Source organism: Aquitalea aquatica (assembly GCF_013911085.1).
In the GTDB taxonomy this organism is placed as follows: domain Bacteria; phylum Pseudomonadota; class Gammaproteobacteria; order Burkholderiales; family Chromobacteriaceae; genus Aquitalea; species Aquitalea aquatica.
On record NZ_JACERN010000022.1, the window covers coordinates 1 to 18986 of the forward strand.

General features: G+C 59.4%; 8 protein-coding genes. 2 read left to right on the forward strand and 6 right to left on the reverse strand.

Annotation, left to right across the window (positions count from 1 at the left end; genetic code table 11):
- Positions 1-8467 (forward strand): Ig-like domain-containing protein (locus H2Z84_RS05940; protein ID WP_181835162.1); only part of this gene is annotated, 8467 nt, incomplete at its 5' end.
- Between the two features lie 149 nt (positions 8468-8616).
- Here the strand turns inward: H2Z84_RS05940 and H2Z84_RS05945 are convergent.
- Entirely contained in the window at positions 8617-10533 is a 1917-nt protein-coding gene (locus tag H2Z84_RS05945) for a bifunctional diguanylate cyclase/phosphodiesterase (RefSeq protein WP_309545444.1), read from the reverse strand.
- Positions 10534-10541: 8 nt separating this feature from the next.
- Complete coding sequence (locus H2Z84_RS05950) at positions 10542-11216, reverse strand: transglutaminase-like cysteine peptidase (protein WP_258869313.1); 675 nt, start codon at positions 11214-11216, stop codon at positions 10542-10544.
- A 153-nt stretch (positions 11217-11369) separates the two neighbouring features.
- Here H2Z84_RS05950 and H2Z84_RS05955 point away from each other — a divergent pair, with 153 nt between their 5' ends.
- Positions 11370-12908 carry a TolC family outer membrane protein gene (locus H2Z84_RS05955; protein WP_181835165.1) on the forward strand — a complete coding sequence of 513 codons (1539 nt, stop codon included), beginning with the start codon at positions 11370-11372 and terminating at the stop codon, positions 12906-12908.
- 356 nt (positions 12909-13264) lie between these two features.
- Here H2Z84_RS05955 and H2Z84_RS05960 read toward each other — a convergent pair whose 3' ends face one another.
- The 4 genes from H2Z84_RS05960 to H2Z84_RS05975 form a co-directional block, all read right to left on the reverse strand.
- Positions 13265-13939 carry a DNA-binding protein gene (locus H2Z84_RS05960; RefSeq protein ID WP_181835166.1) on the reverse strand — a complete coding sequence of 225 codons (675 nt, stop codon included), beginning with the start codon at positions 13937-13939 and terminating at the stop codon, positions 13265-13267.
- Between the two features lie 373 nt (positions 13940-14312).
- On the reverse strand, positions 14313-15494 hold the full coding sequence (locus tag H2Z84_RS21455) for a type IV pilus assembly protein FimV (RefSeq protein ID WP_181835167.1): 1182 nt from the start codon (positions 15492-15494) through the stop codon (positions 14313-14315).
- A gap of 798 nt (positions 15495-16292) precedes the next feature.
- Positions 16293-17942 (reverse strand): methyl-accepting chemotaxis protein, encoded by a 1650-nt coding sequence (locus tag H2Z84_RS05970; protein WP_181835168.1) that lies wholly within the window; start codon positions 17940-17942, stop codon positions 16293-16295.
- 217 nt (positions 17943-18159) lie between these two features.
- Positions 18160-18954 (reverse strand): TatD family hydrolase, encoded by a 795-nt coding sequence (locus H2Z84_RS05975; protein WP_181835169.1) that lies wholly within the window; start codon positions 18952-18954, stop codon positions 18160-18162.
- Between the last annotated feature and the right edge of the window lie 32 nt (positions 18955-18986).

An 18986-nucleotide genomic window follows, 5' to 3' on the forward strand; every position in this document is an offset into this window, starting at 1 on the left:
GGCTGTGGATACCGCCGCACCGGGTACCCCGACTGTAGTCATCGCCACCGATGCCAACAACGACGGCTTCATCAACAAGGCCGAGCAGGGCAGCGCGACGACAGACACCGTCAACATCGGCCTGCCGGCAGATGCCAAGGCGGGTGACACGCTGAACGTCACCATTAACGGTACGGCTCAGCCGGGTCATGTACTGACTGCAGCTGAAATTACTGCAGGTCAGGTCGTTCTCACCCCGACCGCTCCGGCCGAGGGCGGCACGCTGACGGTGGCCGCTACCATTACCGATGTGGCTGGTAACACCTCGGCCAGCGCCAGCGACAGTGCGGTTCGAGACACCACCGCGCCGTCGGCACCGACCGTGGTCATCGCCACCGACGCCAACAATGACGGCTTCATCAACAAGGCCGAGCAGGGCAGTGCCACGACTGACACCGTCAATATCGGCCTGCCGGCAGATGCCAAGGCGGGTGACACGCTGAACGTCACCATTAACGGTACTGCCCAGCCGGGTCACGTACTGACCGCTGCTGAAATCACTGCAGGTCAGGTCGTTCTCACTCCGGCTGCACCGGCCGAAGGCGGCACGCTGACGGTGGCTGCTACCATCACCGATGTGGCTGGTAACACCTCGGCCAGCGCCAGCGACAGTGCAGTACGCGACACCACCGCCCCGTCGGCCCCGACTGTGGTCATTGCCACCGACGCCAATAACGACGGCTACATCAACAAGGCCGAACAAGGCAGCGCCACGACTGACACCGTCAACATCGGCCTGCCGGCAGATGCCAAGGCGGGTGACACGCTGAACGTCACCCTCAACGGCGTGGCCCAGCCGGGTCATGTACTGACTGCAGCTGAAATTACTGCAGGTCAGGTCGTTCTCACCCCGACCGCTCCGGCCGAAGGCGGCACGCTGACGGTGGCTGCCACCATCACCGATCCGGCTGGTAACACCTCGGCTCAGGGTAGCGACAGCGCCAAGCTGGACACCACCGCGCCGTCCGCCCCGACCGTGGTGATCGCCACCGATGCCAACAACGACGGCTTCATCAACAAGGCCGAGCAAGGCAGTGCGACCACTGACACCGTCAACATCGGCCTGCCGAGCGATGCCAAGGCTGGCGACACGCTGAACGTCACCCTCAATGGCGTGGCGCAGCCGGGTCATGTGCTGACCGCTGCTGAAATTACTGCAGGTCAGGTTGTATTGACCCCGGCTGCCCCGGCCGAAGGCGGCACGCTGACAGTCGCCGCTACCATCACTGACGTGGCCGGTAACACCTCGGCACAGGGCAGCGACAGTGCCGTCCGGGATACCTCGGCACCGACCATTGTTATCGCCACCACCCTGGCTGGCGACAACATCGTCAACGCCGCCGAACACAACCAGCCGCTGACCATCAGCGGTAGCACTACGGGTGTGGAAGACGGCCAGAAGGTGGACGTGGTGCTGAATGGCACTCACTACAGCGCTACGGTGACCAACAACAGCTGGACGCTGGATGTGCCGGCGACCGACGTGGCCAAACTGGCCAATGGTCAGAGCTACACCATCACCGCCGATGTCAGCGACAAGGCTGGCAACCCGGCACCGGAAGCCAGCCACGGCCTGGCTGTGGATACCGCCGCACCGGGTACCCCGACCGTGGTGATTGCCACCGATGCCAACAACGACGGCTTCATCAACAAGGCCGAGCAAGGCAGTGCCACGACAGATACCGTCAACATCGGCCTGCCGAGCGATGCCAAGGCTGGCGACACGCTGAACGTCACCCTCAATGGCGTGGCCCAGCCGGGTCATGTCCTGACTGCTGCTGAAATCACTGCGGGCCAGGTGGTACTGACGCCGACCGCGCCGGCCGAAGGCGGCACGCTGACGGTGGCTGCTACCATCACCGATGTGGCTGGTAACACCTCGGCCAGCGCCAGCGACAGTGCAGTACGCGACACCACCGCCCCGTCGGCCCCGACTGTGGTCATTGCCACCGACGCCAATAACGACGGCTACATCAACAAGGCCGAACAAGGCAGCGCCACGACTGACACCGTCAATATCGGCCTGCCGGCAGATGCCAAGGCGGGTGACACGCTGAACGTCACCCTCAACGGCGTGGCCCAGCCGGGTCATGTACTGACTGCAGCTGAAATCACTGCAGGTCAGGTCGTTCTCACTCCGGCAGCGCCGGCAGAAGGCGGCACGCTGACGGTTGCCGCTACCATCACCGATGTGGCAGGTAACACCTCGGCTCAGGGCAGCGACAGCGCCAAGCTGGACACCACCGCCCCGTCGGCCCCGACCGTGGTCATCGCCACCGATGCCAACAACGACGGCTTTATCAACAAGGCCGAACAGGGCAGCGCGACGACCGACACCGTCAATATCGGCCTGCCGAGCGATGCCAAGGCTGGCGACACGCTGAACGTCACCCTCAATGGCGTGGCCCAGCCGGGTCATGTACTGACTGCTGCTGAAATCACTGCAGGTCAGGTCGTTCTCACTCCGGCTGCACCGGCCGAAGGCGGCACGCTGACAGTCGCCGCTACCATCACTGACGTGGCTGGTAACACCTCGGCACAAGGCAGCGACAGCGCGGTTCGCGACACTACCGCGCCGTCGGCACCGACCGTGGTCATCGCCACCGATGCCAACAATGACGGCTTCATCAACAAGGCCGAGCAGGGCAGTGCCACTACCGATACGGTGAACATCGGCCTGCCGGCAGATGCCAAGGCGGGTGACACGCTGAACGTCACCATCAACGGTGTGGCACAAGCTGGTCATGTACTGACTGCTGCTGAAATTACTGCAGGTCAGGTGGTATTGACGCCGACCGCGCCGGTTGAAGGTGGCACGCTGACGGTGGCCGCTACCATCACTGACGTGGCCGGAAATACCTCGGCCAGTGCCAGCGACAGCGCGGTTCGCGACACCACCGCACCGTCGGCCCCGACCGTGGTCATCGCCACCGATGCCAACAACGACGGCTTCATCAACAAGGCCGAACAAGGCAGCGCCACCACCGATACGGTGAACATCGGCCTGCCGAGCGATGCCAAGGCTGGCGACACGCTGAACGTCACCATTAACGGTACTGCCCAGCCGGGTCACGTACTGACCGCTGCTGAAATTACTGCAGGCCAGGTGGTGATCACCCCGACCGCGCCGGTTGAGGGCGGCACGCTGACGGTGGCTGCCACCATCACCGATGTGGCTGGTAATACCTCGGCACAAGGTAGTGACAGCGCCGTTCGGGATACCTCGGCACCGACCATTGTTATCGCCACCACCCTGGCGGGCGACAACATCGTCAACGCCGCCGAACACAACCAGCCGCTGACCATCAGCGGTAGCACTACGGGTGTGGAAGACGGCCAGAAGGTGGACGTGGTGCTGAACGGCACCCACTACAGCGCCACCGTGACCAACAACAGCTGGACGCTGGACGTACCGGCGACCGACGTGGCCAAACTGGCCAATGGTCAGAGCTACACCATCACCGCCGATGTCAGCGACAAGGCTGGCAACCCGGCACCGGAAGCCAGCCACGGCCTGGCTGTGGATACCGCCGCACCGGGTACCCCGACCGTGGTGATTGCCACCGATGCCAACAACGACGGCTTCATCAACAAGGCCGAGCAAGGCAGTGCCACGACAGATACCGTCAACATCGGCCTGCCGAGCGATGCCAAGGCTGGCGACACGCTGAACGTCACCCTGAATGGCGTGGCCCAGCCGGGTCATGTACTGACTGCTGCTGAAATCAGCGCTGGCCAAGTCGTACTGACGCCGACCGCGCCGGCCGAAGGCGGCACGCTGACGGTGGCTGCTACCATCACCGATGTGGCTGGTAATACCTCGGCGCAAGGTAGTGACAGCGCCAAGCTGGATACCACCGCGCCGTCCGCCCCGACCGTCGTTATCGCCACTGACGCCAACAATGACGGCTACATCAACAAGGCCGAGCAGGGCAGCGCGACGACGGATACCGTCAACATCGGCCTGCCGGCAGATGCCAAGGCGGGCGACACGCTGAACGTCACCATCAATGGCGTAGCGCAAGCTGGTCATGTACTGACCGCAGCTGAAATTACTGCCGGTCAGGTCGTTCTCACTCCGAGCGCACCGGCTGAAGGCGGCACGCTGACGGTGGCCGCCACCATCACCGATGTGGCTGGTAACACCTCGGCCCAGGGTAGCGACAGCGCCAAGCTGGACACCACCGCCAGCATTGCCATCAGCAGTGACGGCAGCGGCAGTGATCATGTTTACAACAAGACCGAAAGCGCTGCCGCTGTGGTTAGCGGCACCACCACGGGTGTGGACGCTGGTCAGACGGTCACCGTCACCTTTACCGACAGCGCCAATCACGTGGTCACCGCTACGGCGACCGTGGCGGCCAATGGTAGCTGGACGGTTCCGGCCAGCAGCCTGAGCGGTCTGCTGGATGGTCCGGTGACAGTGAAAGCCAGCGTTAGCGATGTAGCCGGCAACCCGGCCAGCGCCAGCGTCAGCGAAGTCAAGGACACCACCGCCACCATTGCCATCAGCAGTGATGGCAGCGGCAGTGACGGTGTATTCAACAAGACCGAAAGCGCTGCGGCAGTGGTCAGCGGTACCACCACGGGTGTGGAAGCAGGTCAGACGGTCACCGTCACCTTCACCGACAGCGCCAACCACGTGGTCACCACCACGGCGACCGTAGCAGCCAATGGCAGTTGGACCGTTCCGGCCAGCAGCCTGAGCGGTCTGGTGGATGGCGCGGTAACGGTCAAGGCCACGGTCAGCGATGTGGCCGGCAATACCGCCACCGCCAGCAATACCGACAGCAAGGATACGGTTGCCACCATTGCCATCAGCAGTGACGGCAGTGGCAGCGATCATGTCTATAACAGCACTGAAAGCAGTGCGGTGGTGGTGAGTGGCAGTACCGGCAGCGTGGAAGCCGGCCAGACCGTCACTGTCACCTTCACTGATAGCCAGGGCCATACCGCCAGCAGCACCGCCACCGTTGATAGCAATGGCAACTGGACGGCCAACCCGGCCAACCTGTCCGGCCTGACTGACGGCAGCGTCAGCGTCAGCGCCAGTGTCAGCGACAAGGCCGGCAATACGGCTAACGCCAGTGCGGCCGAAGGCAAGACTGCCACCTTGCCGGATGCGCCGGTGGTCAGCTTCCTGTCGAATGGCTTGACCAGCCAGTACTACAACGTGAACGACAGCAAGATATCCAGCCCGCCTAGCGGCTCCACGTCCTTGAGCGTGGTGCAGGCCGACCTGCAGACGCTGAAGGCAGCTGCCACCTTTATCGCCACCAATCTGAACTATGGCGATGTGGGCGGGGTATGGCATGGCACTGCCGACTTCACCAATAACCTGGGGGCGACCGGCAATCTGTCCACCTTCCTGGGCAGCAATGCCACCAATCTGCAGCTAAACAGCAATTACACAAGTACCACGCAGTCGATCATCCAGATGAGCGGTGCCTTCAGCGCAGCAGCTGGCACTTACTATCTGAACGTAAATGCCGACGATGGCTATCAGATCATGATCGATGGCCAGATCGTGTCCTCGATGACCGGCATCCAGTCGCAGAATGCGGCACCGGCCTCGGTGACTCTGGCTGCGACGGCGGGCAACCTGCATACCATCCAGATCCTGTACTGGGATCAGGGAGGGGCGGCTGTGTTCCAGGCGGCCTTGTCCACCCAGCAGCTGGGCAATACCACAACGACAGGCGTGCAGACCATCAGCCTGACCACCAACAACACCCTGACCGCGACCGTGACGCTGGATAGTACGGACCAGACCGATCTGAGCAAGGGTGGGGCGGTGACGATCAGCAGCAATACCGGCACCAATGTCACGCTGCACCTCAGTGGCAGCAATCTGGTGGACTCTAGCGGCACGGTATACACCTACCAGAACGGCGTGATCTACCTGCCGGTGGTGGAACCCAGCACCGGCCAGACACTGACGGTGACCGCCATGGTCAGCGATGTGTACGGCAATGTCTCCAATCCGGGCAGCGGCAGCTATGCGCTGCCGACTACACCGCCGGTCAGCATTGTTGCCGACGCCAACCACGACGGCTATCTGAATGCGGCGGAAATTACCGCAGCGGGCAGCACCATCAGTTCGACGGTGCAGCTTGATCCGGCGCTGATCAGTGCTGGTGGTAGTGCCAGCATCGTGGTGGTGGATGCCGGTACCACGACAACGCTGCAAGTCGGCTCCGGCGGTACGGTAACGGGGGCTGCCAATAATGTTTCTGGTAGCTACAACGCCACGACCGGCCTGCTCACCCTGACCATGAATGCTCCGGGTGATGGCAAGGCGGTCAATGTGACCGCCACGCAGACCGACCACTACGGCATCACTTCATCGAATGGTGCTGCCGCAGCCACCGAAGACATCACCGGCCCGTCGGCACCGACCGTGGTGATTGCCACCGATGTCAACAACGATGGCTACATCAACAAGGCGGAGCAAGGCAGTGCCACCACCGATACGGTAAATATCGGCCTGCCGAGCAATGCCAAGGCTGGCGATACGCTGAATGTCACCATCAATGGCGTGGTGCAGAGCGGCCATGTACTGACGGCGGCTGAAATTACCGCAGGCAAAGTGGTGCTGACCCCGGCCGCACCGGCTGATGGCAGCACGCTGACGGTGACTGCTTCGGTCAGCGACCCGGCTGGCAATACCTCGGCCAGTGCCAGCGACAGTGCCAAGATTGATCTGACGGCACCGACCATTGCCATTGCCACCACGCTGTCCGGCGATGATGTAATCAATGCCGCCGAACACAATCAGTCGCTGCTGGTCAGCGGTAGTACGGTAGGTGTGGAAGATGGTCAGAAGGTGGATGTGGTGCTGAACAATATTCACTACAGCGCGACGGTAAGCGGGAATAGCTGGTCGGTAACCGTACCGGCTACCGATGTGGTCAAGCTGGCAGATGGCAGCGTCACGGTAACCGCGAATGTCAGCGATGCCGCCGGCAATGCCGCCACACCGGCTACCCATGGCCTGACCGTGGATACCAGCTTGCCGACCATCAACCTGGTATCGAACATCACGACGACCCAGTTGTTCAATACCACCTGGGAAGCCACCAACCAGACAACCTCCTCGACAACTGCCGAGGGCTGGACGCTGGTGACCAGCAACGACGTTGCCCCTGGCGGTATCAATGGTTTCGAAATCTGGACCTCCAGCGACACCATGACCACGGCCAGCGGCAGCACCATTACCCCGACTTCGTCTACCGGTACTGGTAATACCCACTGGATTGAGCTGAACAACTCGACGACCAACATTATCCAGACGCTGGGCATTACCCGTACCGTTGCCACGGTGGCTGGGGCGGAATACCAGTTGTCCATGGATTTTGCCGGTCGGCCGGGTTACTCCACCGATATCAACAAGATTGGTATCTATGTGGATGGCAAGCTGGTGGCTGAATATTCGGCGACATCGGGCAGTACGCTGGATTGGCGCAATATTTCCTTCGACTTTACCGGCACCGGTGGCAACCAGGTCATTACCATTCTGACCGATACCCCGGCCAGTGCGGTTGACTCCAGTGGCCGTGGTGCCATGGTGGACAATATCGTGCTGACCCAGGGCGGTTTCCAGGCCAGCGATGCGGCAATCACCACCATTGCCCTGTCCAGCCTGATGACGGCTTCGCATCCGGTAGCGGTCAGCACGGAAACCCTGACGTTGAATATCAGCGGCCTGACCTCTGCCGAAGGAACGCCGTCACTGGTACTGCATGGCACAACCTACACGCCGGATGCTTCGGGCAACCTGACGGTAACCGGTCTGAGCCTGAGCGATCTGCAAAGCGGTTCCTTGCAGTTGTCCGGTAGCTACCATGGACAGGTCAGCTTCAATGCCACCGTGACCGCGATTGAAAGCAATGGCAATACGGCGACTTCGTCGACCGTGCCGGTGTCTTTCCTGGTGGGAGCAGGTAATGAGGTGCATGGCACTGCAGGTACCGACTATCTGTACGCCGGCACCGGCGCCACCTTGCTGCATGGAGGGGCGGGCAACGACACCATGACCAGTGGCAGCACCGGTGTGGATACCTTCAAGTGGGTGCTAGGTGACCAGGGCACGGTGGCAACACCGGCGGTGGATACCATCATCAACTTCAAGACCGCAGCCGTGGCCAGTGGTGGTGACAAGCTGGATCTGCGTGATTTGCTGGTAGGTGAAAGCCATAGCGGTACCGATGTCGGCAACCTCAGCAATTACCTGCACTTCACCACCAGTACCAGCAATGGGGTAACCAGCACGGTGATTCATGTCAGCGAAACCGGTAATCTGGCATCGCATGAGACCCAGCAGATTGTGCTGCAGAATGTCGATCTGACCCATAGCGGCACCACGCTGTTGTCGGATACCCAGATCCTGCAAAACCTGCTGGGGAATGGCAAACTGATCACTGACTAAGCCAGCCCTAGTCTCAACAGCCGACAGCCTGACACGCTGTCGGCTTTTTTATTGCAGTCAGTATTGACTGCGCCCTATCACGGATATGAAAAACCCCCGCGTCCAGTGGCTGGAGGCGGGGGGTTGATTGCTGGGCCTGGTGAATGGACTCAGCTGATGGCCGGCCCGGTCAGGCAGTGCACGCCCATCTCGATAAGGGCTGTTGCGTCGGCCGTATCGTTGACGCCCTTGGCCTCCAGCCATACGCCCATCAGCGAGGCCATGCGCAGCAAACCACGCAACAAGGCAGCACGGCCTTCATCGCTGTGCATGCCCTGGGTGAGCGTGTTGTCCAGCACCAGGTAGCTGATGCTGGCTTCATGTGTTCGCGCCACCAGCGCCATATTGTGGCCCTGAATTTCTACCGCCAGTTGATGGCCTGCCGGGCGAATGGCGCGGCTGAAGGCGATGAAGTGCTCCCAATGCTCGTCCAGCCCGGTTTCGTGAAACTCGAAATTGATCTGGCGCTGCGGGTGCTGCTGCAGCAAGTGCAGGATGGTGGGCAGGAATTCGGGATGATGCAGCGAGGCCGGTGACATATTCACCGCCAGTACCCCCTGTGGCCCCTGCTGCAATGCCAGCGTCAGGGTATTGATATCCAGCCGGTGGATCAGCCCCAGCCGGGCGGCCTGGGATACCAGTCGCAGCGCACTCATGGCCGGAACCAGTCCGCTGGCTGGGCGGAACAGCATGCCCTCGTGCCACAGTACCTGCTTGTCCGGGTCGCATACCGGATACCAGCGCAGCTGCAGCGAATTGTCCTGGCAGACGGTTTCCAATAGCTGTTTCCAGTCGAAATCGCTGGTTTGCTGTGGATTGCCGGCCCCGTCATCCAGCTTCCAGCTGTTGAGCGGCTGGGCTTCGGCCACGCTCAGGCTGTTGCTGGCACGAGTCAGGACTTCGCCCAGCTTGTCGCCGCTCTGGAAGTGGGTGATACCAATATGGCCAAGGCCGGGCTGGTCGGACAGCTCCATCGTCCAGTACACCGGCCATAGCAGGCAGAGCTCATCGGCCAGCTTGCAGGCTTGCTCGACACCCAGTTCGGGACAGAACAGGGCAAAGTCGGCACCGCGCAGGCGGGTGGCCATCCAGCCACGGTTGTGCTGGCACTGGGTGGACAGATCGTCTGCCACCCGTTTGAGCAGGGCATCGGTACGGCGGCCACCCAGGCGCTGGTTGAGCTCGGCCAGACCGGCGATGCGAATCAGCAGCAGATGTCCGTTGGCCGGGTCGGCTTGTGGGTCGAGCAGGCTGGAGAAGCGCTGCTCGAAGGCTTCGCGGTTGGGCAGGCCGGTGCTGCTGTCGGTCAGCGCGGCACGCCGCAGCTGATCTACCTCGTCGCGCAGGCCAAGCAGGTAGTTTTGCAGTCGCTCTACCATGGTGTTCATTGCCGTGGCGACTTCGGCCAGTTCGGGGATGCCGGGAATGGGAATACGCATGAAGCGCTGTTCGCTGATGGCATGGGCCTGTTCGACCACCGCATGCAGTTGTCTGCGCAGGCTGCGAATATCGAAAAAGCCAAGCAGGCCGGCCACCAGGCCAATGACGACCAGCCAGAACACGGTTTGCAGCGCCCCCAGCCAGAGCGAGTTGTAGGCATAGCCCAGGTGGGCCACCACCACGATGCGGCCGGCCTGCAGCCAGCCATTGCTGACCTGGGCCTGGCCGCTTTGCGGCCTGAGCGGCAGCAGGCGGTGAAACCAGGTGGGCGTGTCTTCCAAACCGTTGCTATTGCGTAGGCGGATGGCGGCATCGGCCGGTACGCCTTCCCAGCGGACCTCGGCGAAATGCCCTTGTTCGAAGGCGGCGCTGAGCAGGGTTTGCGCCATGACCGGATCAGCCTTGTACTGGGTGACCATCAGTGCCAGCGAGTTGGCGGTATCGGCGCTTTGGGCGCTCAGTTGCTGCTCCAGGTAATTGCGGGCATTCAGCAGATTGGCAATCAGCGCGCCGCCAATAGACAGGGTGACCAGCAGCAGCAGCAGCAGCCACAGGCGCTGCACCAGAGAAAGTTTGCGTGTAATCACGGGCATGCTCAAAAAGAAAAGCCTTCAGTTTTCAGTTTATCCAGCAGCTGTTTCCAGCGGGTCAGCCGGTTGACATTGTTGTTCTGCGTAGTGCCGACCCAGATGCTTTCCATATTGAAGCTGAATACCGGGATCAGGTCGGGGCGTTGCGAGGCAGGCTGGATGCTGGTGATCAGGTTGTCCAGAATCAGCGGCTCCACCGTGGGCGTCGGATAGTATGCCAGTACCATGTGTGCCTGGGTGATATTGCTGCTAGGGCCACCTATGCGTGCCTTGACATAGGTCAGACGAATCTTGTCCGGCGACATGCCAAGCAGTCGCAGCGACACATATTTGCCGATGACAAAGCCTTTGCAGTCAGCCATGCCCTTGCCGAAGGTTTCCAGTGGCGTGGCCCAGTAGTCTTCCTGTCGCCATACCTGGCTATTTTCAGCATAAGTGATGCGGCGATTGAAAAACTCGTTGACGTCTTTCAGGCGCTGGCTGTCGCTGCTGCCCGCGGTATTCAGCATGCTCTGCCATTCGCGATACAGGCGCTGTGCCTGTGGCCCGTAGCGCGATACCGTCTGTTCGCTGGGCAGACTGCTGCCGGTGACGCCAAGGCAGAGAAACCACAGCAGCAAGGGCAGCAGTAACAGGCGTAACGCTGCGGCCGAGAGTGAACTCAGCAGCGGGCGACGCAAGCGTAAGGTTCTGGCTGCACAAAGCTGGGGCATGATCTTGATCTGGAACAAAAAATTGCAGCGTTCGGAAATTTCCGTGTGTATAATTTTGTATATATTGTGTTTTAGTTTTTAATTATAAATAAACAAGATATTTGATATGGGGTAGTATTCATGAGAAGTCTACATAAATCCATCAGATTGTCGGCAGCATTGGCTCTCAGCGGTATTGCTGCAGTACTGCCACAGCATGCTTTGGCGATCGATGTAGATAATGCTGTTCAGCAGGCAGTGCTGAACAACCCGGAAGTGCTGGCCAAGCTGCACCAGTTCCGTGGGGCGGGACAGGATGTGAATGTAGGCCGTGCCGGTTATATGCCGACTGTCGATCTGGGCTATGAATCAAATCGTCAGCGTTATGACTACCCCAACAATGCGGGTGTGGCCGATCAGAATTACACCACCCGTGGCTGGAAACTGAGCCTGAGTCAGAATCTGTTCCAGGGTCTGCAAACCTATAACACGGTCAAGCAGCTGGGTTACGATCAGCAAGTGCGCTATTTCGACCTGCTTGATACATCGGAAAGCATTGCCCTGCAAACCATCCAGGCCTATCAGGATGTGCTGCGCTATCGCCAGCTGGTGAACAGCGCGCAGGAAAACTATGCCATCCACAAAGGCATTTACGAACAGATCGAACAAAAAGTACAAGCCGGCGTGGGCCGCCGTGTCGACCTGGAGCAGGCTGCCGGCCGTCTGGCCCTGGCCGAAACCAACCTGCTGACTGACACCTCCAATCTGCATGATGTGTCTGCCCGCTATACCCGTCTTACCGGCAGCGAACCGCCGGCACAGCTGAACGAGCTACCGGCGTTGACCGAAGCCTTGCCGCGTAATGGCGACTTGATCAAGGACGCGGTCTTGCACAATCCGGCTTATCTGGGTGCATTGGCCAATATCCGTTCTGCCGCTGCCGAGGTGAATGTCCGCCGTGGTGCTTTCTCGCCTACGCTGGACTTGCAGGCCAGCAAGGCACCCACCAATAACTATGACGGCTACAATGGTCGTACCAATCTTTCATCGACGGCCATCATCTTCAACATGAACCTGTTCCGTGGCGGCGCTGACCGTGCGCGTCTGGGTTCGGCTGCCGAGAAGCTGAATACCACCAGAGACCTGCGCGACAAAGTTTGCCGTGACATGCGCCAGACGCTGAGTATTGCCAACAACAATATCCTCAAGCTCAAGGTTCAGATGAATTCGCTGCGTCAGCATCAGCTGTCCACCGAGAAGGCACGTGATGCCTATCGCAAGCAGTTCGATATCGGCCAGCGTACCCTGCTGGACGTTCTGGACAGCGAGAATGAATTGTTCGACGCCCAGCGCGCTTACATCAATGCCCAGTCCGATTACAAGCTTGCCGAAGCCACTGTGCTGGGCAACTCCGGTCGCCTGCTGGAAACGCTCAGACTGAAACCGGTGGAAAGCTTCCAGACGGACAACAGTCTGAGTGATGAAGAGCAGAATGCCTGCAGCACGACGTATACCGCACCCACCCTGATCGATGTGCAGTCGATCCAGGCGCGGCACTACGAAGCCGCCAGCGCTGAACCCGCTCTTGCAGCGGCGGCTCCTCTTGCCGCACCGGCTCCGGCCAAGCTGCCACAGCAAAAAGCCAAAAAGAAGAAAATCGCGGCATCGATGGCCAATTAAGCAGCAGTTGGTCTGCGGCAGTACAAGCAGCAGACTAGACTTTGCCTGACAAGAACGGGACAGCAATGTCCCGTTTTTCTTTGGAACAGGCGTAACCCAGCGGCCGCCATGAATGGTATGCCGGCTGCTATGTTGCATTGCATCGTGGGGGAGCTGACTGGCGGTATGGGGCTGGCGTGACAGCCAAGCTGCAAGGGCAGGGTAGGTAGTGCGGAAAGTATGGCCGACAGGAGAACGGCGTGCTGCCCGCTGGCACATGCAGCAGGCACGACAGCACCGTTCCCGTTCCGGTATTACAGTATTTTCCTGTCAGGCAATGACGCACTCAGCAGTGCGTTTTCGACATTGCCTGCTGATCAGGACATCTTGACGAACTTGCTCACGCGATCTGCAGCGTCCAGCGACTCGGCTTCCGCGCCATTTGCCAGGTCGGCAGCTTGCGGCGGATTGAAAGACGACTCCTGCGGTTCGGTACGCAGGCGGTTTTCCAGTTGCTGTACGGTTTCTTCCAGCACGGTAACCTTTTCCTGGGCGCTGACCGCCTTGGTGCCGAATTCATGCAGCTTGGGCAGCATCTGGTTCAGCTTGTTTTCGTTTGTCGTGTTGATGCTCAACTGATGCGACAACTGCTTCTGGGTCGCGATCAGCTCCTGGGTCTGGCGGTCATAGGCCATGGACAGTTCCAGACGCAGGCGTTCCAGTTCGTCGCGTTCCTGTTCCCAGGATTTTTGGGCGGCGTAAAGATTCTGGTTGGCGATTTTCTTGGCGCATTCCCAGACGCTAGATAGCATCTCATTGTAGGTTTTCGACAGTTCTTCCGGTGTATTGCCGCTCAGCTGGGCAGCGGAAGCCGGCAGGACCTTGCGCCATTCTTTCAGAACCTGGCTGGCGGTCACCATGTCGATACCGGCGAGTTCGCGGACCTTGTCAAGCGCCGGCATTTCGCTTCTCCCCGATTGCTCGTACAACAGATTGGCAATAGAAAAAATCCGATCCCTGACTTCAGTCGGCACTTGCATCCGATTATCCATTTTAACTCTCCTGTCTAATTGCACTCCACCCTGGCTTATCAGAATACCATTGTCGGAAGTGCTAAAATTGCTTACCTACAGTTTACCACCCAAAGTGCCCAAAGTGAGGCAACGCCATAAACGGTACACGAACACATTAAATCCGCCTGCGCCGTACCCGGGCTCGCTATTCAATTGCGATCCTGTTCTATGGGCAGGGTAAATCCATTTCCTGTACATGCTCTGTTCAGTTCAGTCCGTCTTTTACAAGCAAGATGGTGGCGGTTGATTTGACCGGCACCATCTTCATGATTAGGCACATTGATATCCGGATAGATTATTAAGGCGCCGTGTTTTATTGCAGATGATTGCCTGGTGGCGGCAATCAGTCTGGCTAATTCTTCAACTGTTGTTGCAGCTTTTCGATCCGCTTGTTCAGGCCATCCATTTTCGTCATCGCTTCGTCAATGGAGTGCAGTTTCTTTTGCAGCTCTTCGATACGCAGGTCGTCGTTGCTCGTGCTGGCCGGTGCGACTACTGGTTTGCCTACCGGGGCCGGCCTGGTGTCGACAGCTGGCTTGGCAAATGTCTTGCCAGTCGGCTTGCTGGCCGGTTTCAACATGAGTTTGGTCTTGGTGGGCAGTTTGTCAGAATGCAGGATTTTATCAATCTGGCCTTTTGATACCGCCTTGATACGGGCGGTTGCGGGCAGCTGGAGCAAGGCACCCTGTTTGAGCCGGTTGGGGTTGCCACCGACAAAAGCATGTTTGTTGGCCAGATACAGAGCAGCCATGGTCTGGTTGATACTGGTATTGGCCGGTTTCAGCTGGCGGGCCAGGCGCCACAGGCTGGTGCCACGGTTGGCTCTGATGTGCTGCAGCACTGCGGCCGGCTTCGGCTCTGGTTTGCTGGCGGCTACCGGGGCACTGAGCGGCTCGCTACGTACCACTGCCTCTGCTGCAGGCGGCTGCGACGGGACAGGAGCGGGAGTGGCTGCCTGCGCGGCGACAATGCTTGCCACGGGCGCGGCTACCGGTGTCGCCTCCGAGACCACTACAGGGTTTGCCACCGGGGCCGGCTGGGCCGGCGCGGCGACAATGCTTGCCACGGGCGCAGCTACAGGTGTCGCCACCGATGCCACTACAGGGTTTGCCACCGATGCCGGCTGTGCCGGCGCAGGCGTGGCATTAGCCAGCGGTTTGCTGGTCGCCGGTGCAGTGGTCGGGCTCAGAACTGCGGTGTATTCGCGGACCTGCCACTTGGATAAAGCCTCGATTTTAATGGCAAAGCGCAGAGAAGGTTCATCAATAGGCTGATTCGAACTGATATGAATCATGCCGCCCTGATCGGAAGAAAGCAGGGTAAAGCGCAGGGATGACAGAAAGCGGGAAGAATAAAGATCGGGGTCGCGGACTTCGGTATCACCGGCCAAGGCGATTCTGGCATTATCCAGTTCCTCGGCGGAGAATCCGACCAGATTAATATCAGCCTGAAACGGTTCGCCCAGGTGTGATTTGACCTGTAAATCTCCCAAGCCAGCCAGTGCATTGGCCGAAAGGAAGGAAGATACAATCATGCTCCCCAGCTTGATTTTATCGCAACCCGACATGATATTGCTCCACAAATGATTTCCATATACAGGCTATGGAAGCGGTCATTGCACAGTGGCTGGCCGCTGGAAATTTTGATTTATTAGTTTGCACTGCCGTTTATTATTTGCCTGGCAATGATTGTTTTGCTGCTGTAAAACAACTCTGCGGCTATTGCTCTGGCAGAGTAATTATTTGCGGCTTTATTTATTATGTTCAGTGCGCTATCCTGTTTCGGTCTTGCCTGAAACGCTAAGCTGCGTACTGTATGCCAGAACCAGCTACGCGTCATCGGCAGCCTGCAGGGCCACATTGCTGGCACCCTGTCATGCGTACTGGCTACTTTCAGACACCGCCCGTCATCCTGCGCGCACCTTGCTGCCAGCGACTGCCCTGGCGCTGTTGCAGCATAAACAGATAATAAAGCTGTTTTATTGCGTCTCGCCGCTCGGTTTGCCAGTGCCACATCGTTTTTTCAATGTTTTGCCTGTCATTTTCCCGATTCTAGTAGCGATTTTTCCTTTAAAACAGCTCATAAATCTGTTGAGTTTGTAGGCATTGTACTGTCCTGTCAATCGCAGACGTGCTTGTCATGTCCGGGCCTGGATTCCGGTCAGAAAACAGCAGCGGCAGGCCAGCTTGGCAAGGCTGGTGGGGCGACCCTGCTTTATGGTGATTCCTGCCCGATTTGTCAGCCCCGGATGGCCAGCGCTACTTGCTGGCGCTGCCGCAAGCAGGAAAAAGGCCGCTCGAAGAGCGGCCTTGCAGAGGGGAGGGCGGGTGTGTCAGACGCGGAAGCGGTTCAGGCTATCGTTGAGGGCGGCCGACAAATCTTTCAGTTGCTGAGCCAGCTGATGCGATTCCTGTACCGAGCGGTTGGTGTTGTCGTTCATCTGGGCGATTTGCTCGACATTGCGTGCCACATCCTGGCTGGCCTGGCTTTGTTCCTTGATGGCCCCGGCGACATCACCAATCTTGTCTACCGAGCGTTGTGACAGATCACGGATCAGTTGCAGCGAGGTGGCCACCTGCTGGGTGCTGCGGACACCGGTTTCGATGCGGGCATTAGCCTGCTGCATGCTGTGGAAGGCTTGCTGGGTGTCGGTTTGTACCCCGGAAATGCGCGAGGAAATTTCAGCGGTGGCCACGCTGGTGCGTTCGGCCAGCTTGCGCACCTCATCGGCCACCACGGCAAAGCCACGACCCATTTCACCGGCACGTGCTGCTTCGATGGCGGCATTCAGAGCCAGCAGATTGGTCTGGTCGGCGATATCGCGTATCACCTTGACGATGTCGCCGATTTCACCGGAGCGCTGGTTGAGCTGGTCGATGACCCGCGAGGTTTCGGTAATGCTGCTGGCAATCTGGCGAATTTCGGCGGCTGCCTGGATCGCTAGCTGGCTGCTTTGGGTGGCTTCGCTGGTGGCGTGGCGTGCCTGTTCTTCCACGCCCTGGGTGTTGTCCGACACCATGTGGATGCTGACCGTCATCTGCTCGATGCTGGCGGCACAGGCGGAGGCGGCTTCCGATTGCTGGTGCGAGGCCTTGGCCACGTAGTCGCTGACATTGCCCAGTTGGTCGGCCACACCGACCAGCTGCGAGGAATAACCGTGCGATTCCTGGATCAGCGTGCGTACCGTACCCACCAGATCGGCTACCGAGCGGCCCATGCTGCCCAGTTCATTACGGCCCAGATCGGGAAACTGGTGCGTCAGGTCGCGGCTTTGTGCCAGGTGCTGGCTGCTGTCGCGCATGCTGTTGAGCGGGTGGCGAATGGAACGGATGATGAGCCAGGACAGGGCAATACCCAGTAGCAGGGCAATGGCCAGCAGCGCCAGGACCGCGGTGCGTACCGAGGTTGAAGTGGTATTGATCTGGCTGCCCAGTGCATCCACGGCTTCCACGGCCGACTTGCTGATGGTCTGCAGCATGTCTTCCATCTGGTGCACGTTTTCCTTGTACTTGCCGATGGCGGCATTGCCATCGGCCGGTGTGGTGATGCTGCCGGCCTCAACCTGGCTGCTGACTGCGGTGAAACCATCAGCATAGGCTTGCAGTAATTCACCTTGCCGGGTAACCGGGCCGGTGAGCGTGGCGCTCAGGCTGTTATTGCCTGCGTTCAGCTCTTGCAGCAGCACCTTCACAGTTTCCTGTGCCTTGCCATAGGTGTCTTTCCATTTGCCCAGGTATTCGCTGCGTTTTTCCGCCGAGGTGACATTAAGGAAATAGTCTTTCTCGAAGCGGCGCAGATTGCCCATGTGTACGCGTAGCTGCGATACATCGCGGAAAAACACCAGTTCGTGGCTGGAGACGTTCTCGACACGTTGGTCGATGCGGCCCAGCCCTTGCAGGGTGATGCTGCCGATGATGGCCAGTGCCACCAGCAGCAGGCTGAAGCCTGCGGTGATGCGCGTGGCGATGGATAGATTTTTCATTGAACTCCCCGAACCTCGTAGCCAGACAGATAGATGGCGGATGGGTACTTGCATGCGGTTGTCAGCAACAGTCAGTCATCAGGATGACCAACTGATGACGGCAGGGGTCAGCCCGGTTTTTATTGTTGTCGCTGCCTACCATCGTGACCATGCCAGCCACATCCGGCCGGCACATTAGCATGGACTAGCTTAACAATCACCCCTTGGTACTGCATTGTTAGCTTGGCAAAGCCAAACCAACTGCCTGATAGGTATTGGACCAGAGGGCAGGTGTTAATGTATTCAAGTCCATATTTCTTAATTCGGCCATGATCATGGCGAATTTTTGCAGATTAGCGGGTGTGTTGGGCTGTTGCGTGGCCCATTGTGGGCGGATGTCCGGGGCATCGGTTTCCAGTACCAGCGCCTCCAGCGGCAGGGTGGCGGCCAGTTCACGGATACGGCGCGAACCGCTATAGCTCATGGCGCCACCAAAGCCCAGTTTGAAACCGAGCCGGATAAAGGCATCGGCCTGCTGCCGGCTGCCATTGAAGGCATGGGCAATACCACCCGGTACGGGAATCTGGCGCAGGTATTTCAGGATGCGGTCCTGTGCACGGCGCACATGCAGCAGCACGGGCAGATTGTATTTGCGTGCCAGTTTCAACTGTTCCACCAGCAATTGCTCCTGGCGGGTGGCATCCAGTCCCGGCACATAGTAATCCAGCCCGATTTCTCCCACGGCAACCGGCGCATGCTGTTGCAAGTGTTGTTCCAGCGTGTGCAGGTGGTCATCCAGATGGCGTTGCAGATAGATGGGGTGCAGGCCGAAGGCAATCCAGCAGCCATAGCGCTCGCGCATGGTCAGGCTGTCGGCAAAGCTGTCGCTGTGGATGGAGGGCAGCAGCAACTGGCCAATGCCGGCGGCTTGTGCGGCGGCGACGATGGCATCGCGCTGGCCGTCGAATTCCGGCGCATCCAGATGGCAGTGCGAGTCGATCAGACAGTGGCCGGGTGCAGGCTGAAAGCGCATGGCAGGCTCCGCAGGGTGAGGCCGCATTTTGT